Below are 21,798 nucleotides of genomic sequence, written 5' to 3'. Positions count from 1 at the left end.
AGTAATTATCGCAGATTCGTTAATAGCAAAACGGGCGGCCGGTATGTTGGCCGGACGCCCGCTCAATTAGGCAAAGTTAAGCAACAATTACTTGTTGTCTTTCACTTCTTCGAACTCGGCGTCCATTACGTCGTCGTCCGCTTTCTTCGCTTGTGGCTGCTCGCCGCCCGCTTGCTGCGCTTGTGCTTGCGCCAGCTCCATCAGCTTCTGAGAAGCTTGGATCAGCTCTTGAGTTTTCGCTTCAATCGCGTCTTTGTCGTCAGACTTAACCGCTTCTTCAACAGCCTTGCAAGCCGCTTCGATGTTGGCTTTGTCGTCCGCTGCCAGCGCGTCGCCCGCTTCTTCCACTTGCTTACGGGTGGCGTGTACCAGACCGTCAGCTTGGTTACGTGCTTGTACCAGCTCTTCGAACTTCTTATCCGCTTCAGCGTTGGCTTCAGCGTCGTTCACCATCGCGTTGATCTCGTCATCGGACAGACCGGAAGACGCTTTAATTACGATCTTCTGCTCTTTGCCGGTGTTCTTGTCTTTGGCAGACACGTTCAGAATACCGTCAGCGTCGATATCGAAGGTTACTTCGATTTGTGGCATGCCACGTGGTGCCGCTTGAATGCCTTCCAGGTTGAACTGACCCAGAGACTTGTTACCAGAAGCTTGCTTACGCTCGCCCTGCAGTACGTGAATGGTTACTGCAGATTGGTTGTCTTCAGCGGTAGAGAATACCTGAGACTTCTTGGTTGGGATGGTGGTGTTCTTCTCGATCAGAGCAGTCATCACGCCGCCCATGGTCTCGATACCTAGAGACAGAGGGGTTACGTCCAGCAGCAGTACGTCTTTTACGTCGCCCGCCAGTACGCCGCCCTGTACCGCAGCACCCATTGCTACTGCTTCGTCTGGGTTCACGTCTTTACGTGGCTCTTTGCCGAAGAAGTCAGCAACCGCTTGCTGTACTTTAGGCATACGAGTCTGACCACCCACCAGGATGATGTCATTCACGTCAGATACGGACAGATCCGCGTCTTGCAGAGCGACTTTCAGTGGCTCCAGAGAACGGATGATCAGATCTTCAACCAGAGATTCCAGCTTAGCGCGGGTCACTTTGATGTTCATGTGCTTAGGACCGGTCGCGTCTGCAGTGATGTACGGCAGGTTCACGTCGGTCTGCTGAGCAGAAGACAGTTCGATCTTGGCTTTTTCAGCGGCTTCTTTCAGACGCTGCATTGCCAGTGGATCGTTCTTCAGATCGATGCCTTGCTCAGACTTGAAGGACTCGGCCAAGTAGTTGATCAGACGGTTGTCAAAGTCTTCGCCGCCCAGGTGGGTGTCACCGTTGGTCGCCAGAACTTCGAAGGTCTGCTCGCCGTCAACGTGGTCGATCTCGATGATGGAGATATCGAAAGTACCGCCGCCCAAGTCGTACACTGCAACGATGTTGTCGCCATCTTTCTTACCCATGCCGTAAGCCAGAGCAGCAGCAGTTGGTTCGTTGATGATGCGCTTCACATCCAGACCGGCGATACGGCCAGCGTCTTTGGTTGCTTGACGCTGAGCATCGTTAAAGTACGCAGGAACAGTAATAACCGCTTCGGTTACTGGCTCGCCCAGGTAATCTTCGGCAGTTTTCTTCATCTTCTTCAGAACTTCTGCAGAAACCTGTGGAGCAGCCATCTTGTTGCCACGAGCTTCAACCCATGCGTCACCGTTGTCCGCTTCAACAATGTTGAACGGCATGATGTCGATGTCGCGCTGTACTACTTCGTCTTTAAAACGACGGCCGATCAGACGCTTGATCGCAAACAGGGTGTTGTGTGGGTTGGTTACCGCCTGGCGCTTAGCAGGCTGACCTACCAGAGTCTCGCCGTCGGTGTAAGCGATTACCGATGGGGTAGTACGATCGCCTTCAGCGTTCTCGATAACACGTGGCTTATCGCCGTCCAGAATCGCAACACAGGAGTTAGTGGTGCCCAAATCGATACCGATGATCTTACCCATCGAAAGCCTCCGAAAACTTTAGCAACTTTATGAGGTTTAACTTAACTGGTTAGGAATTGGGGGTCGGGGTTTGGCGTTTCAAGGGCAAGCCGTTAATTTTTTTCGGCTGGTTGAAACCGCACCAAACCGCCGCCCAACTCAATCTGAATAGCTAAATGGGGGTGCCCATGAGGCTTTCAAGTGATCGCTTTAAAAATTTTTACTGATTGCAGTTTGTGGCAACCATTGCTGGGCTAAAATCTGCGTCTATCCTACTGTTTAACCGCGTAATTAAATTGAAAAACCAAACTCGGGCAATGCAACTGGGCTTTGCCGCCGTACTTTGCTGGTCGACCGTGGCCACCGCCTTCAAATTATCGCTCGAACATATGGCGCCAAGTCAGCTGGTGCTGTTTGCCTCGATCGCCTCCACATTGGTGCTGCTGTTGATTGTTGCCGTTCGCGGCCAGTTGCCGAAACTAAAGAGTCAGTGGCAACAAGCGCCGCTGCATTACCTTAAATGCGGCCTGCTTAATCCGTTCCTGTATTACTTTGCCTTGTTTGCCGGCTATGACCTGCTGCCCGCTCAGCAGGCGCAAGCGCTTAATTACACTTGGGCAATCATGCTTAGCCTGCTCGCGGTACCGATGCTCGGCCAGAAACTGAAACGCTGGGACATCATCGCCGCACTGTGTGCCTACGCTGGGGTCGTGGTGATCGCCACCGGCGGCAACTTTGCCGCCTTTACTAGCACTAACCCGACCGGTTTAGCCTTTATTATGGCGTCGACCATCCTGTGGGCGCTGTATTGGATCATCAATACCAAAGAGAGTGGCGATCCGGTCATCGGCTTGTTGCTGGGGTTCTTGGTGTCATTACCGTTTTCGGCAGCGCTGTGCTGGTATCAAGGGGTACTGACCTTGCCTAGCTGGCAGGGCTTAGCCGGTGCCGCCTATGTTGGTCTGTTTGAGATGGGCCTGACCTTTGTGTTGTGGCTCAGCGCCCTGCGGGCGGCAGAACATACCGCCAGCCTATCCAACCTGGTGTTCTTGGGGCCGTTTATCTCGCTGCTGTTTATCTCGCAAATTTTGGGCGAGCCGATCGCCAAAACTACCGTAATTGGACTGGTGATGATCGTCAGTGGCTTGCTGGTGCAAAAATTTGGGCCGAAATTACGACCAACCAAAGCGATCAGTGGATCCCACTAGTGATCTTCTTGCCCACTAGATGATCCATTAAAAATCAGCAACCTGAACACTAAGCCTGCACCTTGCAGGCTTTTTTGACGATTGCGTAAGCTGTTATGACATATTTTTAAGGTGACATGGATGGTTGCGACGGTCGGCAGGCTATGAAAAACTGCCGCCGTTTTCTAAGGAGTCGTAGTTTGCGTTGGTCGATTGTTGGTGCTGTTTTAACAGCAGTGTTGTGTTGTGGTTCGGCGAACGCCTCTCCCCGTACAGTAGAGTCAGTAATTGGTATTTATGGTGCAGATGCGCGATCGCGGCTGGCGCCCTACTTTGCCCAGTTACCGCAATCACTGTCACCGAAGGCGGCCAAGTTCATCGCCGTTAAAGCAGAAAAACGGCTCGAAATCTGGCTGCAAGATGCCGACAACGCTTGGCATCACCTGCGCGATTACCCGATTGAAAAAGCCAGTGGTTCACTGCGACCAAAAATGCGCCAAGGGGACATGCTGGTGCCAGAAGGGGTCTATCAACTGGATGCCGCCAATCCCAACAGCAAGTTTCACCTGTCACTGCGGATCAATTACCCCAACAGTCTTGACCGTTACTACGGCGAGCTCGAGCAGCGGGACGATCTCGGTGGCGATATTTTTATTCACGGCCGTGATGTCTCCACCGGCTGCTTGGCCATTGGTGATCCGTCGATTGAAGAGCTGTTCGTGCTGTCCCATGACATTGGCCTAGAAAACATCGAAGTGGTGATCAGCCCAACCGATCCTCGCGATGGGATCCTAGAGCGGCAACACGGCGTGCCAGAATGGGTTGAGCAGAAATACCAGCGAATTGAACAAAGCGTTGCCGAACTGCAAGCCAACCGCCCGCTAATTTGGTATTAACTAGTTACCCCGTCACGGCAACGGATCCGCCAATGACAACCGCACACCATCACTATCTGGATCTGGGCGGCAGCGGCCCAGAGGCACATTTTTATCATGCCAATGGTTTCCCCATTGGCGTCTATCAACCGCTGATTAATCAACTGCAGCAGTTGCACCTGCACGCCCTGCCGATGCGGCCAACTTGGCCAAACATTGGCAAACCGCCCCGTTACCACGGCTGGCGACTGTATGTGGATGATCTAATCAATCAGATTGAACGCCACCATACGCAGCCAATTATCGGCATCGGCCACTCACTCGGCGCCAGTTGCACCGCATTGGCGGCGATTAAGCGACCGGATCTGTTTCAGGCACTGGTGCTAATTGAACCGATTACCGTCCCGCGCTGGCAAGCGCAGCTATTGCGCTTGGCTCCGCGCCGCCTCAAAGCCAAACACCCACTGATCAAAAGTACCCTTAATAAGCGCGATCGTTGGCATACGCCACAACAGTTCGTTAGTGATTTCGCTAAGCTAAAGCCGTTTCGGCAGATCCCAACCCAGCATCTAAGCGCCTTTGCTGAACACGCCGTGCGTCCTATCGACAATCAGTTTGAATTGGTCTTTAGAAAAGAGTGGGAAGCGGCCAACTACAGCGAAGTGCGCGACATCATGCCGCAGCTGACTCAACTGCAGCTGCCAACCGTGGCGATTAGGGGCAAGCCTTCGGCCTTTGTTACCGAACACACGTGGCGCCAGCTACAACAGCCAAAACGGCCGTGGCGCTTTAAACAGGATTTCAGTTACGGCCACCTGTTGCCATTAGAGGCACCGGAGATCTGCGCCGACTTGATTGTGGATGGGCTGCGCGAGCTAGGGCAACTGCAGCCACAAAAAAACCGAGCCTAAGCTCGGTTTTCTCAACTCAACGTCACGCTTATTGCGCAACCATCACCATCGCCGGACGCAGCAGGCGACCGTTTAGAGTGTAGCCTTTTTGCATCACTGCCATCAGGGTGTTGGACTGATGATCTGGGCTTGGCACCATCGAGATAGCTTGGTGCAGTTCTGGGTTGAAGGCGTCGCCCTCGGTACCCACCGCTTCAATACCAAACTTAGCCACGGTGTCGATAAAGCTCTTATGAGTCAGCTCTACGCCTTCGACAATGGCTTTTACCGCTTCTTCCTCGGCGTTGCCCACTTGCTGGGCGCGCTCTAGGTTATCGATGATTGGCAGCAGTTCTTTGGCGAACTTCTCTAGCGCAAAATCACGGGCTTTTTGCACATCAATGGCAGCGCGACGGCGGATGTTTTCCACCTCAGCCGCAGCGCGCAGTTTAATGTCTTTCTCGCCATCGATGGCATCGCGAGCTTCGGCCAATTCGGCCTCCAGCTGAGCAATGCGCTCATCACGCTCATCGACGATCTCGGCTTCCACTTCTACGGTCTCGGCCGCAATTACTTCTTCTTGTTGATCGACAACTTTTTGCTGCTCGTCGCTCATCACAACTCCGCGAAATCACTTTAAACAGGTAAACACTGGCTCTATTATGGGGATCACTATGCCCACTTCAAGGCTACCCCAGCTAACTTTTTCATGTCCAAGCCATTTAACACCATTGGCCTGATCGGCAAACCCGATCATCGCGGTGCCAACCAAACTCTACAAAAGCTGTTCTACTGGTTGAAAGAGCGCAACTGCGAAATTCTGATCGAACGGCGCATCGCCCGCCAACTTGGCTGTGATAAAACCGAAGCGCTGTCGCTGTGCGATCTGGGCGAGCGCTGCGACTTAGTGATCGTGGTTGGTGGCGACGGCAACATGTTAGGCGCCGCCCGGGTATTATCGCGCTATGACGTCGCAGTTATCGGCGTTAACCGCGGCAACTTAGGCTTTCTGACGGATATCTCACCAGACGACTTTGAGCAAACTCTGGCACCGGTATTGGATGGCGAATACGACACCGAGATGCGCTTTTTGTTGCAAGCCGAGGTTTATCGCCACGGCCAGTTAAAATCCAGCAACACCGCCATGAACGAAGCGGTATTGCACCCGGGGCGGGTCGCCAACATGATTGAGTTTGAGGTCTATATCGACGACCAATTCATGTACAGCCAACGAGCCGATGGGATGATCATTTCCACCCCAACCGGTTCAACCGCCTACGCCCTATCCGCCGGTGGTGCCATTTTGACTCCGAACCTTAATGCGGTGATCCTGGTGCCGATGTTCCCGCACACCCTATCGGGCCGCCCGATCGTGGTTGATGGCGGTTCAGTGGTGAAACTTATCGCGTCACCGGATATGGGCAATCGCCCGCTGGAGATCTCTTGCGACGGTCACATCACCCTGCCGGCATTGCCTGGCGACGAGATCATCATCCGCCGTGCCGAGCACAAACTGCGACTGGTGCACCCCAAGGGCCACAGCTACTTCGAGGTGCTGCGCTCGAAACTCGGTTGGGGCAGCAAGCTGTTTTAACCCAACCAAGCAAGCTCTACGCCGTCGCCAAGACGGCGTTTTTATATCCAGAAAAACATTTTTCGTGAACGCTGGCACAACCTCAGCAAGGTTTTTTGCGCTGCCCTCTTTACCACTGGTTAAAAACACATATACTGTCGTTATATACAGTACCTATGTTTACCTATACAGGGCTGCACCATGCTAAGCCAACTGACCATCAGCAACTTCGCCATCGTTAAATTCCTCGAATTGGATCTTGCCTGCGGCATGACCAGCATCACCGGTGAAACCGGCGCCGGTAAGTCGATTGCCATCGACGCGTTAAGTCTCTGCCTGGGCGCCCGCGGTGAAGCCAGCATGGTGCGTCCCGGTGCTGAACGCGCCGAACTGTCGGCCCGCTTCGACATCAGCAACATCGAAGCGGCGCAGCGCTGGCTAAAAGACAACGAACTGCACGACGAAGACAACTGCATCATCCGTCGTAGCATCTCTGCCGAAGGTCGCAGTCGCGCTTGGGTTAATGGTCACCCATTGCCGTTGGCGCAACTGAAATCCCTCGGCGAACTGCTGGTCAGCATTCACGGTCAACACGCCCACCACAGTATGCTCAGCAGCGACGTTCAGCTTGATCTGCTGGATCAGTACGCCGGTCACCAGCGGCTGCTCGAGCTATGTCGCCAAAGTCATCTGCAGTGGCGCCGTATCGACCGCCAAATTACCCAGTTGCAACAAGAACAGCAGCAGCGTCAAGCGCGCAGTCAGTTGTTGGAGTACCAAGTACAGGAACTGGATGAATTCGCCCTCCAACAAGGCGAATTTGAAGAGATCGAAGCGGAGCACAAACGCTTAGCCAGCTGCGGCAGTTTGATGGAGCAAAGCCAGCGGGCGCTGTTCCTGCTTAGCGAAGGCGACGAAGTCTCAGTGCAGACGCTGCTGCATCAAGCGATTGCTGAGGTAGAAGCCCTAAGCAGCACCGACCCGGCGGTCAATGAACCACTGGCGATGTTGCACGAGGCGATGATCCAAATTCAGGAAAGCAGCAACGAACTTTCCAGCTACCACAGCAGCCTAGAGATGGAACCAGAACGCTTTGCCGAACTGGAAAATCGCCTCAGTCGCGCCATGTCATTAGCGCGCAAACACATGGTGCCGGCCAACGAACTGGCGGCTCATCATCAAGCTCTAGCAGAAGAGTTAGCCGCATTGGCGGATTCCGATAGTCAGCTTGAGCACCTATTCGGTGATCGCGACCACGCTTTAGAGCAACTGAGCCTGCACAGTCAAAAGCTGCACAAAAGCCGCCAACGCTTTGCCAAAGAACTGAATAAGCTGGTGACCGACAACCTCAAAGAACTGGCGATGCCACACGCCTGCTTTGAAATTGAGGTGGCCTACCAGGACGATTGCCTAAGCCCACTAGGCGGTGATCGGGTACAGTTTTTAGTCACCACCAACCCTGGTCAACCGCTGCAATCGATTGCCAAAACCGCGTCTGGCGGTGAACTGTCGCGCATCGGTTTGGCAATTCAGGTGATCACCGCCCGCAAGGTCGCCACCCCGACGCTAATTTTTGATGAAGTGGATGTGGGGATCTCTGGCCCAACGGCAGCAGTGGTTGGCCGCATGTTGCGCCAGCTAGGGCAATCCACCCAGGTGTTCTGTGTCACCCACTTGCCGCAAGTAGCCGGGAACGGCCATAACCACATGTTTGTCAGCAAACAGAGCCAAGGCCAAAGCACCGAAACCCAGATGACCAAACTGACCGACAGCCAACGAATTGATGAACTGGCCCGGCTGCTGGGCGGTGACATCATCACCGACATCACCCGCGCCAATGCTGCCGAATTGATTGCTCACTAGAGGCAAGAAATGGTCAGATTGGCGCTGGCCTCGTCATGGTATGACCAGAGAGAATTGTGAACTTGAACGGCAGTAAAAATTCTCACGAACTGATCAAGATCACACAGCAGCGGATCTGATAACGGTAACGTTACTGTTAAGAACTGTTTGATCAGATCCAAGGAGTAAGCCCATGACCGTCTCCAAATTCTTTATCCCAGCCGTCAATTCCCTCGGCCAAGGCGCGCTCGATGTCACCATCGACGACATCAACAATCTCGGCTTTAAGCGGGCGTTAGTGGTTACCGACAAACCGCTAGTCGAACTTGGTTTGGTGGCCAAACTAACCGACAAACTGGTCGCCAATGACATCACTGCGGTCGTGTTTGATGGCACTCAACCGAACCCGACCACCGCCAACGTCGCTGCCGGTCTTGCGTTACTGCAAAAGCATCGCTGTGACTTTGTCATCTCTTTTGGTGGCGGTTCACCGCACGATTGCGCCAAAGGGATCGCTTTGGTGGCCACCAATGGCGGCGATATTCGCGACTACGAAGGGGTCGATAAATCCACCAAGCCACAACTGCCACTGGTGGCGATCAACACCACCGCCGGCACCGCATCAGAGATGACTCGCTTTTGCATCATCACCGATGAGGCTCGCCACATTAAAATGGCCATCGTTGATAAGAACACCACGCCAATTTTGTCGGTCAATGATCCTGAATTGATGCTGGCAAAACCTGCCGCACTGACCGCCGCCACCGGTATGGATGCCTTAACCCATGCCGTAGAAGCGCTGGTCTCAACCGCAGCCACACCAATTACCGACGCCTGCGCCGAAAAGGCCATCAGTTTGATTGGCAAGCACCTACGCGATGCCGTTGCCGATGGTACCGATATCAGCGCCCGTGAGCAGATGGCTTACGCCCAATTTTTAGCGGGCATGGCATTTAACAACGCCTCGCTTGGCTACGTGCATGCCATGGCACATCAACTGGGTGGTTTCTACGATCTGCCACATGGAGTCTGCAACGCGGTACTGCTGCCACACGTGCAAGCCTTTAACGCCCCTTTGGCAGCTGAAAAACTCAAGTTAGTGGCCAAACTGCTGGGTGAAGAGGTCGATGCGCTTGCCGCCGACGACGCTGCCGAAATTGCCATTGCGGCAATCCGCCGACTGGCCGCTGACGTAAACATTCCAAAGAACCTAAGTGAACTGGACGTCGACGCCGAAGACATTCCAATGTTGGCGACCAATGCCCTTAACGATGCCTGCGGCCTGACCAACCCGCGCCAAGCGACTCATCAAGAGATCTGCCAGATCTTCAGCAACGCTTTGTAAATAAGCCACTTGCAGTAGCAGGGAGCGATGCCGCTCCCTTTTTTGTGGCCGCCATAAATTGAACTTCCGCTGCGCCTTGGCAACTAACAGTGGGGTTGGGTATGATGCCCGCGAAGTAAATTTACGGAATTTAGAGAATTAGGATGAAGCAGTTCAGAAACCTGATGATTGCCGCCACCGTTGCCGCGGGTCTGAGTGGCTGTGCTCAACTGGAGTGGCTGGTCTACAAAATTGATGTGCCGCAGGGCAACTTTATTGAGCAAAACCAGGTGGACAAACTGCGGATTGCGATGACCAAAGAGCAAGTTGAATACGTGCTTGGTCGTCCGGTACTGCGCGACAGTTTTGCCGACGACACTTGGTACTACGTCTACCAATTCAAAAGCGGCCGCACTGACGAAATCACCGAAAAGCAATTGATTGTGAAATTCGCCAACGAGCAAGTGATTAGCGTAACCGGCGATTATCCGCTTAGCGATCAGTTCAACACCCCGCTGCAAAGCGCCAACTGATCCCAGTTACCCATCACCCAGATCACTACGAGGAGGCCTAGGCCTCCTCGTTCAGTATGCAAAACGCCGTAATCATTCCGCTTTATCAGCCCGCTGGGGGTTAGGCCGACCGCCAGTCACAGCATCAGCACGGCCTTCCGCTTTGGCTTTCTCCGCTCGGCGTTTACGCACCTCGCGAGGATCCGCCAGCAGCGGCCGGTAAATCTCGACCCGGTCACCCTCGTTAAGCACTTGCATCGGCTTAACTGGGTTGCTGAAGATACCGATCTTCTGCTTGGCCAGATCGATCTCTGGATAGCGCTGCAATACGCCACTGGCCTCAATTGCCTGCTGTGCGGTAGCTCCCTCAGGCAAGGTCACCTTACGCACAAAAGCTTCGCTTGGCAGCGCGTAAACGACTTCAACCAGCATCTGTTGGCTCATTTGTAGATCTCCTTGGCACGGTCACTAAACGCCTGAACCATACTCTGCACCACGTCGCTGAACACCTTGCCAAATGCCGATGCCACCAGCGGACTGGAAAATTCAAATTGCAATGACAGTTCGACCTTACAGGCATCTTCACGCAGTGGCGTAAAGATCCAGCCGCCAGAGAGCCGCTTGAACGGACCATCCTGCAATGCCATGGTGATCGATTGGTTCGGAACTAAGGTGTTGCGAGTGGTAAAACTGTGGCTTATCCCCGCCTTTTTTACTGAAACCGAGGCTAACATCGCCTCATCGGATTGCTCCAATACTTCACTGCCGCTGCAGCCCGGAAGGAATTGTGGGTAGTTAGCAACGTCATTCACCAGCGCATACATCTGCTCGGCACTGAACCGAACTAAAGCGCTGCGATTAATCTCTGGCATCAGGGTACTCCGTGGATCACATGGCGCCATTCTGCCATAAGCAATCGGATACCAAAACGCCCAAAGACAGGTATAATGCGGCGCCTATGGCTAAGAAAAACGCAAAGAAATCCAAGCCCACCTCCTCAACCATCGCGCTGAACAAAAAAGCGAAGCACGAATACAAGTTTTTGGAGAAGATTGAGGCTGGTCTGGTCTTACAAGGCTGGGAAGTCAAATCCATTCGGGAAGGTAAAGTAAACCTGACCGATTGCTACGTTATTATCCAACGCAACGAAGCTTGGCTTGTTGCGTGCAACATCACGCCGTTGAAAGTTGCCTCTACCCACGTCATCGCCGAACCGATGCGCCCGCGTAAGTTGCTGCTGAATCGCCGCGAGCTGGATCGGTTGATCGGTCAAGTCGAGCGCAGTGGCCACACTCTAGTACCAACCGCGATGTACTGGAGCAAATCCAACGTTAAGTTGGAAGTGGCTCTGGCACAGGGTAAACAGCTGCACGATAAGCGTGAAGATTCCAAAGCTCGCGATTGGGAACGAGAAAAATCACGAGTAATGAAAGGCAGCCTACGCTAACTGCTGGTTGTCTGTACAGTTTGCTATTGGCTGGCAGAAGCCATCAGTGGTAAACTGCAGTTGTACTTGGGGCTGATTCAGGATTCGACAGAATATTTGAAACCCTAGGAGCATGCCGTGGGGCGGTTGGCCACGTAAAAAGCCGCAAAAAAATAGTCGCAAACGACGAAAACTACGCACTAGCAGCCTAATAAGCTGTGTAGTGCCTACCGCTGAAGCCCCGCTTGCTGGCTGAAGATTTACGGTAGTCAAACCCTGCAAGATCGCGTGGATCCTTTGTCCGTAGGTGAAGCGTTAAAGCTAATCGGACTCACCTGATGGAACCCTGTCGCTGGGGGTCTTGACCGGTTAAATAAAACAGTGACTAAGCATGTAGTGCCGACGGCGTAGATGTTTTGGACGCGGGTTCAACTCCCGCCAGCTCCACCAAACGTTTGGAAAAGCCCAGAAACTTAGGTTTCTGGGCTTTTTTGTGCCTAATTATCAGCGCACGAGAGCCCAAGCTAACGGCTTTTGGTATAGCAATTGGTATATCTGGCCACAAAGCTGGAACAAATCGGCGTCTGGTGACGATATCGATTTGCCCAGCTTATTTGGGCTAATGCGGGATTACCAAATCAAGTACGGTACAGCACCTTGATGATGTGGTAGCCAAATTTGGTTTTTACTGGGCCGATTGGCTTCAGGATTGGGCCGGTAAATACCGCTTTGTCGAACTGGGCGACCATGTCGCCTTTGCGAAACTCACCAAGGCTGCCGCCTTGTTTGCCTGATGGGCAGGTAGAATGCTTCTTCGCTAGGGTTTGGAAGTTGGCGCCTTTTTCCAATTGCTTAAGCAGATCGTTGGCTTTCTCTTCGTGCTTCACCAAAATGTGCAGCGCAGCGGCGGTATGGGCCATGTGTCAGTCCTACAGTGTAAATTTTCGGGCGCCGATCCTAGCAGTTTTAACCCGAGGCGGCGATATCTCGCAGGTAATCGGCTTGCAGCATATACATGCGAATCGCGTCGCGGTACGAGCCGTTGCTGAAGTACTCCTGCACTAGCACCCCCTCTTCGATGAAACCGTAGTCACGGTACAGTTGCACCGCTTTGTAGTTATCGACATCCACCAGCAGATAAAGCTTATGGATATTTAACATCTTAAACGCGTAGTCGACCGCTTTGGCCATCACCGGACGGGCGTAACCTTTGCCCTGATGAGCCGGATCGATAATGATCTGAAACTCGGCGCGGCGGTGGATATGGGTGATCTCAACCAGCTCCACTAAGCCTATCGATTCACCAAGGTTGTTCTCGGCGATGAAGCGCCGCTCTGATTGATCGTGGATATGCTTGTCATACAACTGCTGCAATTCAACGTAAGCCTCGTACGGCTCTTCAAACCAGTAAGCCATCACTTGGCGGTTGTTGTTGAGCTGATGAACAAAGCGCAGATCATCACGCTCCATCGGGCGCAAACGGACGGATGCGGTCATCGTCATTCCTTAATATCAACCGAGATAAACACAGACTGACATAAAAACGCCCCACAAGCTTTGCGGGGCGACAATAAAAGACTTTGACGATATGACTACAACACACTTGCCGGCTGCATCCGGCTGGCTTGCCAAGCGGGATAGAGGGTGGCGATCACCGTCACCACAAAGGCGATGATGGTCACCATCGCGACATCGGTTGCATGCAATTGTGATGGCAGAAAATCGATAAAGTAGACATCGCCAGAGAGTACCGTCACGCCAAACTGCTGCTCGAGCCATGCCACTAACTGTGGCAACCGCCAGGCGAGCAATGATCCCAGCAGTGCCCCCAATAGACAGCCTATCGCGCCAATCAACGCCCCTTGCACCACAAAACCGGTAAGAATGCCGCTGCGGCTCATGCCCATGGTGCGCAAAATGGCGATCTCATGTTGTTTGTCTCGCACCGCCATCACCAATGAACAGATGATGTTAAAGCTGGCGACCGCTACCACCAACACCAACACCAGATAGGTCAACATCCGCACCAACTGAATATCGCTGTACAGATGCCCTTGAGTACGAGTCCAATCTTGCAAAATCAGATATTCGTTTTGGGCAAAGCCGATTTTGCGCACCACCGCCGGAGCCTCGAATAAATTATCAAGCTTAATGCGCACCCCGTTGGGATTGGATAAACCAGCGATGCTCATGGCAGTGTTTAGGCTGGTAAAGGCCAAGGCGCGGTCAATTTCGCCGCCAAGCTCAAATAGGCCGGTCACCGTCAATACTTGCCGCTTCGGCCCTTGGCGACCATCACTACTGGGCACCAACAGACTGACCCGATCGCCAACTTTAGCGTTCAGCATCTTAGCCAAACCACCACCCAGCACCACGTTGGCGTCGCCGCTGGCCAAGCTTTTCCAGCCTTGCGAGTCAACGAATTGATGCACTGCCGAGACTTTATCCTCTAAGCCGATGTCGATGCCGCGCAGTTGTACCGGCTTCATCTCATTGCCGCGTTGCAACAACCCTTGAATGGGCACCACTGGCGCTGCGGCCACCACTTCTGGCGCAGCCATCGCTGCGGCTGCCAACCCTTGCCAGTCCTGTAAGGCGCCATCGCCAGCGATAAACTCGCCGTGTGGCACCACCGCCAGCAAGCGATCTTTAAGTTCGCGTTCAAAACCGTTCATCGCCGACAACACCACAATCAGCACCGCCACCCCAAGGGCGATCCCCACCACCGACGAGAGCGAAATAAACGACACAAAGCCGTTGTTATTGCGACCACGCCAAAAACGCCAACCGATTTGCAGGGCTAATCGCTTAGCCATGGGCGTGCTCCAGATGACCGGCGCGCATCTCCAGTTGCCGATCGAGCTTATTAGCCAAGGCGCGATCGTGGGTGACCACCACAAACGCGGTGCCCTGCTCGGCGGCTAATTCGCGCAGCAACTGATAAACCGATTCGGCGGTAGTTTCATCCAAGTTGCCGGTCGGCTCATCCGCAAGCACCAGCTTCGGCTTGTTCGCCAAGGCCCGGGCAATCGCGACCCGTTGCCGTTCGCCACCAGAAAGCTCCGCTGGGCGATGGCTGGTTCGCTGAGCAAGGCCGACTCTATCAAGCAGTTGCTGCGCCCGCGCCTGCGCTTCTTTATTGTTAACACCGGCGATCCGCAGCGGCATCGCCACGTTTTCTAGCGCGCTAAATTCCGGCAACAGATGGTGAAACTGATAGATAAAACCCAGTTTTTGATTTCGCAGTTGGTTGCGCGCCGATTCCGACAGCGTCGCTAAATTATCGCCATCAAATTCGATATGCCCTTCGGTCGGTTTGTCTAAGGTCCCCAGCAGATGCAGCAAGGTACTTTTACCGGAACCGCTACTACCAACAATCGCCACCAACTCGCCGGCATGGACCTCCAATGACAGATCGCTCAAAACGCGAGTTTGCTGTTTACCCTCTTGGTAGATTTTTCCAAGGCCATAGCAGGCCAAGATCGGCTTATTCATGTCGCAGTTCCTCCGCAGGGTTGACGTGGGACGCCCGCCAAGCGGGATAGAGGGTGGCGGTAAAACTAAGCAGCAGCGCACCAAACACCACCATGGCAAGCTGCGTGTAATCAACCAGTACCGGTAACGGCATGCCCGGTGGCAATAGCCAGATCCCAAGCAGTGATAAAATCGGTTGTAAATTGCCGGCGATAACCAATCCGGCCAGTGCCCCAATCAGGGTACCCAGGCCAGCGCTACTCATCCCTTGTACCGAGAAGATCTGCATGATCGCCGCACGGCTTAACCCTTGGGTTTTTAAAATCGCCATATCGGCGGTTTTATCGGTGACCATCATCACCAGCGCCGATACGATGTTAAACGCCGCCACCGCAATGATCAGTCCCAGCAATAACGACATCATCCGCTTTTCCATTTTGACCGCCGCAAACAGTTGGCCATAACGTGCACGCCAATCACTGATCTGCAGTTGCGGATATTGCTGGGTTAAGACACTGCTTAGCTGTGGTGCAGTGAAGGCATCTTGCAGGTACAGTCGCTGTTGTGGTTCGCTGCGCAGCAGTCGCTTCGCATCATCGATATGCATCAACAGCATCGCTTGATCGACCTCGGCGCCCAGCTCAAACACCCCTGCGACCGTCACCAAGCGTTGCCCCGGGACTCGTCCCAGCGGCGTATAACGCGCACCGCTGGCGGTCATCAATCGCAATTTATCCCCCGGCCAGACATTGAGCTTACGCGCTAAACCACTGCCGAGCAGCACCCGATATTGGCCACTTTGCAGTGCGGTAAACTCGCCAAAGCTCATCGCCTTGGCAATCGGTGACACCGCTTGTTCGAGTAGCGGATCAATCCCCAGCAGCAGGCCGCCGGCCATCTGCTTGCCACTGGATAGCAGCGCTTCGGAAGAGAGCAGCGGTACTTGGGCGATCACCGCCGGATCCTCGACCACGGGGATCGCCTCACCCTTCGGAGCACTAATGGTGATCTGTGGCACCGAACCTAAGATCTGCCCTTTTAGACGATCTTCCAGACCATTCATCACTGAGGAGACAATAATCAATGCCGCCACCCCAATGCCGATACCGAGCATCGAGAACAGCGTAATAAAAGAAACAAAACCGGTATTTTTGCGAGCACGCCAATAGCGCAGGCCGATGGTAACGGCCACTGGAGAGATCATAGGGTCAGCTTGGCGAATTGCATAAGTTGGCTGATAATAAAGGCAAATCCCGATCGCTAACAAGGACTGACCGTGTCAGATCGTGACGATTCTTTTTTTAGTGTCGCCGGCACATTTGAGCTGTTGGCCGATCCCATCAGCCCTGACCAATTGTGGCTAGACAGCGAGGCATTAGCGCAAGCGATGCCGACCGCATTTCGCTTAATGAGTCAGGTTACGGAGTTAGAACAGCAGTGTTTACCACTGTTGCAAGGTCTAGAACAACACAGTAAAGCGCTAGCGCAGTACCTAAAGCTGCAAGCGGACAAAATCGATCTGGTACTGCAGCACCATCTGGCACAAGATCCGAACGCCGCCATTGTCGGCCAAGGCCGGCGCTTTGGTGGCTCGGCCATCGAGGTTAACGTTGCAGCGCCACTGGCGGTAGGCAGCGCCTTAAGTCTGCGGCTGTTTCTGCGGGAGGAGAACATCGCCATCTTCGCCCACGGTGAAGTGACTGGCTGCGACGCCGCTGATCACGGTTTTAACGCCACTATCCGTTTTACCAGCATCAGTGAACAAGCCCAAGAGCAGTTGGTTCGCGCCAGTCTGCAAGTACAGCAACGACAACTGCGGCAACGGGCACAACTGCGCAGCAATGCCCTATAACTAGTCAACTGCCCCGCCATCCATTCACCAACCAAGCGCCGCCATCGTGCGGCGCTGAAACTGGAATTGTAATGAGTCGCTTCTCCCCGCTTAAGCCGCCAAAAGCCGGCGCCGGTAGCAAACTGAAATTAACCGGACTGACCGGTTGCTCGTTAAGTCTCAGCGCAGATCAATTGATCCGCCAACATGGCCAGCTAACCCTACTGCTGACCAGTGATACCCCGACCGCCTTAGCGCTGGAACAAGAGCTGCGTTATTTAAGCAACGACGCCTATCCCGTGCAACTGTTTCCGGATCGAGAAACCCTGCCCTACGACAGTTTCTCGCCCCATCAGGACATCATCTCGCAGCGGTTAGAGGCGCTCAATGCGTTGCCTTCGATGCGCGAAGGCTTGGTGATCTTGCCGGTATCAACGGCGCTAACCCGACTGTGTCCGGCGGATTTTGTCGCTGGCAATGTGCTGGCCTTTAAACAAGGGCAAACCATCAATTTGGATGCGCTGCGATCACAGTTGGCCCGCGCCGGTTACCACACTGTTGAGCAAGTCTACGAGCACGGTGAATTTACCGTCCGTGGCTCGATCATCGATATTTTCCCTATGGGAGCCGAGCAGCCACTGCGAATTGACCTGTTCGACGATGAGATCGATTCGATCCGGCCGTTTGATATCGACAGCCAACGTTCAGAGGGGCAGATCGAGGCCATATCGCTGCTGCCAGCACGGGAGTTTCCCACCAACCAAACCGGCATCGATCGCTTCCGCGCCAACTATCGTGCCCAGTTTGACCGGATCAGCAACGAACCGGAATCGGTCTATCAGCAGATCAGCAAAGGCATTATGCCGGCCGGCGTCGAAAACTACCTGCCGCTGTTTTTTGACCACACCGCCACCGTCTTCGAATTTCTGCCGGAGCAAGTACAGCTACTCAGCGTCGGCGACATTCAACAGGCTTGCGAACGCTACCTAGAAGATGCCCGCAGCCGCTATGACAACCAGCGGGTGGATCCGCTGCGGCCGCTGCTGCCACCAGAGCAACTGTTCCTGCGCAGCGAAGAGTTGTTCGCGGCAATGAAGCCGCACGGACGAGTGCAACTGCAATCGCTTGGCAGCGAAATTGCCAAAGAACGCCAAGGCGCCTGCACTGCGATTACTGGCATCGAAGCCAATCACCAACTGAAGCAACCACTTACTCAGCTGCTAGAGCAAAAGAACCAGTGGCCGCGGACGCTGTTTTCGGTAGAGTCGGAAGGTCGCCGTGAAGCACTGTATGAACTGCTGCGCAGCAGTGGTCTGAAACCGCCGCAATTCGAACATCTGCAGGATTTTCTAAACAGCAGCGATCCGCTTGGGGTGATTGTATCGCCGCTGGAACATTCGGTGTGGCTGGAACAAGAGCAGCTGGCACTGGTGTGTGAAGCGCAGCTGTTTGGCAACCGCGTGCGACAACGCAGTCAGCGTAAGTCCCGCGGAGTCAGCTCCGATACCTTAGTGAAAAACCTCGCCGAGCTGAAAATCGGCCAGCCGGTGGTACACCATAAACACGGCGTCGGCCGTTACCTCGGCTTAGAGCTTATCGACGCCGGCGGCATGACCAGCGAATTTTTGATGCTGGAATACGCCACCGGCAGCAAGCTGTATGTACCGGTCAGTGCGCTGCATCTGATCAGTCGCTACTCCGGCGCCGACGAAGATAGCGCCCCGCTGAATAAACTCGGCAGCGAAGCGTGGGAAAAAGCCCGTCGCAAAGCCGCCGAAAAAGTCCGTGATGTCGCCGCCGAACTGCTGGAGATCTACGCCCAGCGTGAAGCTAAGAAAGGCTTTGCCTTTAAGCTCGACCAAGGTGAATACCTGCGCTTTAGCAGCGGCTTTCCCTTTGAAGAAACCGAAGATCAGGCCAACGCCATCGACGCCGTAGTCCGCGACATGAAGCTGCCGCAAGCGATGGACCGGCTGGTCTGTGGTGATGTCGGCTTTGGCAAAACCGAAGTGGCAATGCGCGCCGCCTTTGTTGCCGTTCACGGTGGTAAACAGGTGGCGGTGTTGGTGCCCACTACCCTGCTGGCGCAGCAGCACTACGAAAACTTCCGCGATCGCTTTGCCGATTGGCCGGTCCAGATTGAAGTGATGTCACGCTTTAAGACCGCTGGCGAGCAGAAAAAAGCGATGGCGCAATTAGCCGAGGGCAAGATCGACATCATCATCGGCACCCATAAGCTGCTGCAAAGTGACATTAAATTCACCGATCTCGGGCTGCTTATCGTCGATGAGGAGCACCGCTTTGGCGTGCGTCAAAAAGAGCAGATCAAAGCACTGCGGGCGGAAGTCGACATCCTCACTCTGACCGCCACGCCAATCCCACGCACATTGAATATGGCGATGTCGGGGATGCGCGATCTGTCGATCATCGCCACCCCACCCAAGCGACGTCTGTCGGTAAAAACCTTTGTTCGTCCAAAAGAGGGGGCTCTGGTACGCGAAGCCTTGATGCGTGAAATCCTCCGCGGCGGCCAGGTGTACTACCTGCACAACAGCGTCGAGACCATCGAAGATTGCGCCAAAGAGCTGGCCGAGCTGGTGCCAGAGGCACGGATTGCGGTCGCTCACGGCCAGATGCGCGAGCGGCAACTGGAACAGGTGATGAGCGAGTTCCATCACGGCCGCTTTAATTTGCTGGTGTGCACCACCATCATCGAAACCGGCATCGACATTCCGACCGCCAACACCATCTTGATTGAACGTGCCGATAAATTCGGTCTGGCGCAACTGCATCAGCTGCGTGGGCGAGTTGGCCGCAGCCATCATCAAGCCTACGCTTACCTGCTGACGCCGTCGAAGAAACTCAATAAAGACGCTCAAAAACGCTTAGAAGCGATTGAGCAACTGGAAGATCTTGGCGCCGGCTTTATGCTGGCAACCCAAGATCTCGAGATCCGCGGTGCCGGCGAACTGCTTGGCGATGAGCAAAGCGGCCACATCAGCAAAATCGGTTTTAGCCTCTATATGGAGATGCTGGAACAAACGGTTGAGGCGCTCAAAGCCGGCCAACAACCGTCGCTGGACTCGTTGTTAGCCGAGCAAACCGAACTGGAGCTGCGCCTGCCAGCACTGCTGCCGGATGACTACATTCCGCACGTTAACACCCGTTTGGCGATCTACAAACAGGTGGCCTCCTGCGCCAATGAAACTGAGTTGCTGCAAGCCAAAGTGGAACTGATCGATCGCTTTGGCCGCCTACCAAGCGCCGCCGAAAACCTGCTAAGCACCGCGCGTTTGAAACTCAAAGCCAGCACCTTGGGAATTCGCCGCATCGAAGCGGGGCCACAATCCGGCAGCTTTGACTTTTCTGAGCATACGCCGGTGGAAGCCAGCACCTTGATTAAACTGCTGCAGAGCAACCCAACTAGCCTTAGAATGGAGGGTCCAACCAAGCTGCGCTTTACCGAAACCATGGAAAGTGCCGAACAACGCTTTACTGCTATCGAGCAGTGGCTGGAACGATTTGCAGCGGATCTAAACTGATGAAACCAATCCTAAAACAGCTGGTCGCCGCGCTGACGTTAATCAGCGCCAGCGCCGCCGCCGAACAACCCACTTGGTTTGAAGTGGAGGTGTTGGTATTTAGCCAAAACAGCACCAGCAGCGAACAGTTCGCCGATGATGTGCCACCGGTCGATACGCGCGGTGGCAAAGATCTATTTAGTGAGATCTGGCTGCCTGACCTATCGTCGCTGCAACTTGCCCTTAATGGCTGTGATAACCAGCAATGGATTGCCACCCCAGAACAGTGCCAGATGCAACAGCTGCTGGCGGAAGAACCACAAGCACCAGCGCAGTTGCCAATGATGGCCGTGGCCGCCGACGCCGGTGATCCAAGCCAAGGCAAACCTTACCTGTTGCAAGCCGAGCTACTGCAATTTGGCGATCAGGCCAACCAACTGCGCCGTGCCGGTAGCCAAATTCTGCTGCACAGCGGTTGGCAGATGCCGGTCTACGGCAAACGCCAAGCGCAGCCGTTCCATCTATTTGGTGGCAAAAACTTTCAGGACCAATTCAATCTTGATGGCAGCCTGAAGGTTGAGCAGCCTGATCCCTTCGCGCAATATGGCTGGCTAGAAACCAGCGGCGAAGAGCCGCAACAGCCACCGGTATGGCAGCTTGATGGCTTGCTGACGATCTACTTAAATCAGTTCCTCTATATCGATGCCAACCTTGGTCTGCGCCAACCCGCGGAGCGTGAACTGGCCGTGATTGAGGAAGTCAGTACCGAAGTGATACCGCAAGTTGGTGGGGTCGAGATCTACGCCTTGGAAGATCCCAACGCCATCGAGGTAGAGGCAGAAACCGAGGCTTACCTTGCCACCATTCCAATGAAGCAAAGCCGCCGGGTTCGCAGCCGCGAGATCCACTATTTCGATCACCCGAAGTTTGGCATGGTGATTCAAATTCGGCGGATGGAGCAGCCAAATACTGCCAGCACTAACCTATAAACGCCGGCAATTAGCACAAACCCACATCAATTGATGTGGGTTTGTTGTTTCTAAGTCGCGATCAAACGCCCTATTCATCAACGCTCATCAATCTCAAAATCAAGATAGAGATCGCTGCCATCGTAATCACTGACTAAGACCTCGGCCACTTGCGCGTTAGCCGAACCTTGATGAGCCCAATCAATCAATTGCTGCACCGGTTGGTCGCCGCCTTGGGCGAGGATCTCTACCGAACCATCATCCAAATTGCGCACATAACCGGTAACCCCCAGTGCCCGCGCTTGACGCTGGGTGGTTGCCCGAAACCACACCCCTTGCACCTTGCCCGACACCTTAACCATTAACTGTTTCACCGCCCTATCCCTTCCGCTTAACGCTCCGCT

The 21,798-nt window shown here is 54.2% G+C and carries 21 protein-coding genes and 1 other RNA gene; 12 read left to right on the top strand and 10 right to left on the bottom strand.

What is annotated here, in order from left to right:
* Positions 1-87: 87 nt before the first annotated feature.
* Positions 88-1,992, bottom strand: coding sequence for a molecular chaperone DnaK (dnaK, locus tag G506_RS0113815; RefSeq protein WP_028117368.1), 1,905 nt, complete (start codon positions 1,990-1,992; stop codon positions 88-90).
* 275 nt (positions 1,993-2,267) lie between these two features.
* Here dnaK and G506_RS0113810 point away from each other — a divergent pair, with 275 nt between their 5' ends.
* From G506_RS0113810 to G506_RS19820, 3 genes are all read left to right on the top strand, one after another.
* Positions 2,268-3,179, top strand: coding sequence for a DMT family transporter (locus tag G506_RS0113810; RefSeq protein ID WP_028117367.1), 912 nt, complete (start codon positions 2,268-2,270; stop codon positions 3,177-3,179).
* A gap of 179 nt (positions 3,180-3,358) precedes the next feature.
* The gene (locus G506_RS19825; protein WP_156904905.1) at positions 3,359-4,054 is read left to right on the top strand and encodes a L,D-transpeptidase family protein; all 696 of its coding nucleotides are present in this window, start codon (positions 3,359-3,361) and stop codon (positions 4,052-4,054) included.
* Between the two features lie 32 nt (positions 4,055-4,086).
* Complete coding sequence (locus G506_RS19820; protein ID WP_051202145.1) at positions 4,087-4,944, top strand: alpha/beta fold hydrolase; 858 nt, start codon at positions 4,087-4,089, stop codon at positions 4,942-4,944.
* A gap of 28 nt (positions 4,945-4,972) precedes the next feature.
* Here the strand turns inward: G506_RS19820 and grpE are convergent, their stop codons facing one another.
* Positions 4,973-5,539 (bottom strand): nucleotide exchange factor GrpE, encoded by a 567-nt coding sequence (gene grpE, locus G506_RS0113795; protein ID WP_028117366.1) that lies wholly within the window; start codon positions 5,537-5,539, stop codon positions 4,973-4,975.
* Between the two features lie 93 nt (positions 5,540-5,632).
* Here grpE and nadK point away from each other — a divergent pair, with 93 nt between their 5' ends.
* From nadK to G506_RS19815, 4 genes are all read left to right on the top strand, one after another.
* Positions 5,633-6,517, top strand: a complete 885-nt coding sequence (gene nadK / locus G506_RS0113790) for an NAD(+) kinase (protein ID WP_028117365.1) — start codon at positions 5,633-5,635, stop codon at positions 6,515-6,517.
* A 180-nt stretch (positions 6,518-6,697) separates the two neighbouring features.
* Positions 6,698-8,359 carry a DNA repair protein RecN gene (gene recN, locus G506_RS0113785; RefSeq protein ID WP_028117364.1) on the top strand — a complete coding sequence of 554 codons (1,662 nt, stop codon included), beginning with the start codon at positions 6,698-6,700 and terminating at the stop codon, positions 8,357-8,359.
* 172 nt (positions 8,360-8,531) lie between these two features.
* Positions 8,532-9,683: an L-threonine dehydrogenase gene (gene yiaY, locus G506_RS0113780; protein ID WP_028117363.1), complete on the top strand. Its 1,152-nt coding sequence runs from the start codon at positions 8,532-8,534 to the stop codon at positions 9,681-9,683.
* Between the two features lie 143 nt (positions 9,684-9,826).
* Entirely contained in the window at positions 9,827-10,195 is a 369-nt protein-coding gene (locus G506_RS19815; protein ID WP_035387365.1) for an outer membrane protein assembly factor BamE, read from the top strand.
* Positions 10,196-10,267: 72 nt separating this feature from the next.
* On the opposite strand, the gene G506_RS0113770 is transcribed toward G506_RS19815, so the two are convergent.
* Together G506_RS0113770 and G506_RS0113765 are read right to left on the bottom strand one after the other, a co-directional pair.
* Positions 10,268-10,618, bottom strand: a complete 351-nt coding sequence (locus G506_RS0113770; protein WP_028117362.1) for an RnfH family protein — start codon at positions 10,616-10,618, stop codon at positions 10,268-10,270.
* On the bottom strand, positions 10,615-11,046 hold the full coding sequence (locus G506_RS0113765) for a type II toxin-antitoxin system RatA family toxin (RefSeq protein ID WP_028117361.1): 432 nt from the start codon (positions 11,044-11,046) through the stop codon (positions 10,615-10,617). The genes G506_RS0113770 and G506_RS0113765 overlap by 4 nt, the downstream gene beginning before the upstream one ends.
* Before the next feature lie 86 nt (positions 11,047-11,132).
* Here G506_RS0113765 and smpB point away from each other — a divergent pair, with 86 nt between their 5' ends.
* Both smpB and ssrA read left to right on the top strand, forming a co-directional pair.
* A complete protein-coding gene (smpB, locus tag G506_RS0113760; protein ID WP_028117360.1) occupies positions 11,133-11,621 on the top strand; it encodes an SsrA-binding protein SmpB in 489 nt (162 codons plus the stop codon).
* A 68-nt stretch (positions 11,622-11,689) separates the two neighbouring features.
* Positions 11,690-12,050, top strand: a transfer-messenger RNA (tmRNA) gene (gene ssrA, locus G506_RS20750).
* Between the two features lie 188 nt (positions 12,051-12,238).
* Here ssrA and ppiC read toward each other — a convergent pair.
* From ppiC to G506_RS0113735, 5 genes are all read right to left on the bottom strand, one after another.
* The gene (gene ppiC / locus G506_RS0113755; protein WP_028117359.1) at positions 12,239-12,520 is read right to left on the bottom strand and encodes a peptidylprolyl isomerase PpiC; all 282 of its coding nucleotides are present in this window, start codon (positions 12,518-12,520) and stop codon (positions 12,239-12,241) included.
* 46 nt (positions 12,521-12,566) lie between these two features.
* Positions 12,567-13,097: a spermidine N1-acetyltransferase gene (gene speG, locus G506_RS0113750; protein WP_028117358.1), complete on the bottom strand. Its 531-nt coding sequence runs from the start codon at positions 13,095-13,097 to the stop codon at positions 12,567-12,569.
* A 95-nt stretch (positions 13,098-13,192) separates the two neighbouring features.
* Entirely contained in the window at positions 13,193-14,416 is a 1,224-nt protein-coding gene (lolE, locus tag G506_RS0113745) for a lipoprotein-releasing ABC transporter permease subunit LolE (RefSeq protein ID WP_028117357.1), read from the bottom strand.
* Positions 14,409-15,095, bottom strand: a complete 687-nt coding sequence (lolD, locus tag G506_RS0113740) for a lipoprotein-releasing ABC transporter ATP-binding protein LolD (RefSeq protein WP_028117356.1) — start codon at positions 15,093-15,095, stop codon at positions 14,409-14,411. The genes lolE and lolD overlap by 8 nt, the downstream gene beginning before the upstream one ends.
* Positions 15,088-16,278 carry a lipoprotein-releasing ABC transporter permease subunit gene (locus G506_RS0113735; protein WP_028117355.1) on the bottom strand — a complete coding sequence of 397 codons (1,191 nt, stop codon included), beginning with the start codon at positions 16,276-16,278 and terminating at the stop codon, positions 15,088-15,090. The genes lolD and G506_RS0113735 overlap by 8 nt, the downstream gene beginning before the upstream one ends.
* 72 nt (positions 16,279-16,350) lie before the next feature.
* On the opposite strand from G506_RS0113735, the gene G506_RS0113730 reads away from it, so the two are divergent.
* From G506_RS0113730 to G506_RS0113720, 3 genes are all read left to right on the top strand, one after another.
* Positions 16,351-16,926, top strand: coding sequence for a PilZ domain-containing protein (locus G506_RS0113730; RefSeq protein ID WP_028117354.1), 576 nt, complete (start codon positions 16,351-16,353; stop codon positions 16,924-16,926).
* Between the two features lie 71 nt (positions 16,927-16,997).
* Positions 16,998-20,447, top strand: coding sequence for a transcription-repair coupling factor (gene mfd, locus G506_RS0113725; protein ID WP_028117353.1), 3,450 nt, complete (start codon positions 16,998-17,000; stop codon positions 20,445-20,447).
* Positions 20,447-21,415, top strand: a complete 969-nt coding sequence (locus G506_RS0113720; RefSeq protein WP_028117352.1) for a peptidoglycan binding protein CsiV — start codon at positions 20,447-20,449, stop codon at positions 21,413-21,415. Before mfd ends, G506_RS0113720 begins: the two co-directional genes overlap by 1 nt.
* 77 nt (positions 21,416-21,492) lie before the next feature.
* Here the strand turns inward: G506_RS0113720 and G506_RS0113715 are convergent, their stop codons facing one another.
* A complete protein-coding gene (locus G506_RS0113715; protein ID WP_028117351.1) occupies positions 21,493-21,768 on the bottom strand; it encodes an acylphosphatase in 276 nt (91 codons plus the stop codon).
* Positions 21,769-21,798 lie beyond the last annotated feature (30 nt).

The sequence above is a fragment of the Ferrimonas senticii DSM 18821 genome (genome assembly GCF_000422665.1).
Taxonomy (GTDB): Bacteria; Pseudomonadota; Gammaproteobacteria; order Enterobacterales; family Shewanellaceae; genus Ferrimonas; species Ferrimonas senticii.
The sequence above is the reverse complement of the archived record's forward strand: the minus strand, read 5'-3'. Positions and strand labels throughout refer to the sequence as shown.

Excerpts from the sequence above, each read along its gene's own strand:
- recN (WP_028117364.1), top strand. The coding sequence starts at position 6,698 with ATGCTAAGCCAACTGACCATCAGCAACTTCGCCATCGTTAAATTCCTC.
- G506_RS19815 (WP_035387365.1), top strand. The coding sequence starts at position 9,827 with ATGAAGCAGTTCAGAAACCTGATGATTGCCGCCACCGTTGCCGCGGGT.
- lolE (WP_028117357.1), bottom strand. The coding sequence starts at position 14,416 with ATGGCTAAGCGATTAGCCCTGCAAATCGGTTGGCGTTTTTGGCGTGGT.
- G506_RS0113770 (WP_028117362.1), bottom strand. The coding sequence starts at position 10,618 with ATGAGCCAACAGATGCTGGTTGAAGTCGTTTACGCGCTGCCAAGCGAA.
- G506_RS0113735 (WP_028117355.1), bottom strand. The coding sequence starts at position 16,278 with ATGATCTCTCCAGTGGCCGTTACCATCGGCCTGCGCTATTGGCGTGCT.
- speG (WP_028117358.1), bottom strand. The coding sequence starts at position 13,097 with ATGACCGCATCCGTCCGTTTGCGCCCGATGGAGCGTGATGATCTGCGC.
- mfd (WP_028117353.1), top strand. The coding sequence starts at position 16,998 with ATGAGTCGCTTCTCCCCGCTTAAGCCGCCAAAAGCCGGCGCCGGTAGC.
- nadK (WP_028117365.1), top strand. The coding sequence starts at position 5,633 with ATGTCCAAGCCATTTAACACCATTGGCCTGATCGGCAAACCCGATCAT.
- G506_RS0113720 (WP_028117352.1), top strand. The coding sequence starts at position 20,447 with ATGAAACCAATCCTAAAACAGCTGGTCGCCGCGCTGACGTTAATCAGC.
- G506_RS0113765 (WP_028117361.1), bottom strand. The coding sequence starts at position 11,046 with ATGCCAGAGATTAATCGCAGCGCTTTAGTTCGGTTCAGTGCCGAGCAG.
- G506_RS19820 (WP_051202145.1), top strand. The coding sequence starts at position 4,087 with ATGACAACCGCACACCATCACTATCTGGATCTGGGCGGCAGCGGCCCA.
- grpE (WP_028117366.1), bottom strand. The coding sequence starts at position 5,539 with ATGAGCGACGAGCAGCAAAAAGTTGTCGATCAACAAGAAGAAGTAATT.
- lolD (WP_028117356.1), bottom strand. The coding sequence starts at position 15,095 with ATGAATAAGCCGATCTTGGCCTGCTATGGCCTTGGAAAAATCTACCAA.
- smpB (WP_028117360.1), top strand. The coding sequence starts at position 11,133 with ATGGCTAAGAAAAACGCAAAGAAATCCAAGCCCACCTCCTCAACCATC.
- ppiC (WP_028117359.1), bottom strand. The coding sequence starts at position 12,520 with ATGGCCCATACCGCCGCTGCGCTGCACATTTTGGTGAAGCACGAAGAG.
- yiaY (WP_028117363.1), top strand. The coding sequence starts at position 8,532 with ATGACCGTCTCCAAATTCTTTATCCCAGCCGTCAATTCCCTCGGCCAA.
- dnaK (WP_028117368.1), bottom strand. The coding sequence starts at position 1,992 with ATGGGTAAGATCATCGGTATCGATTTGGGCACCACTAACTCCTGTGTT.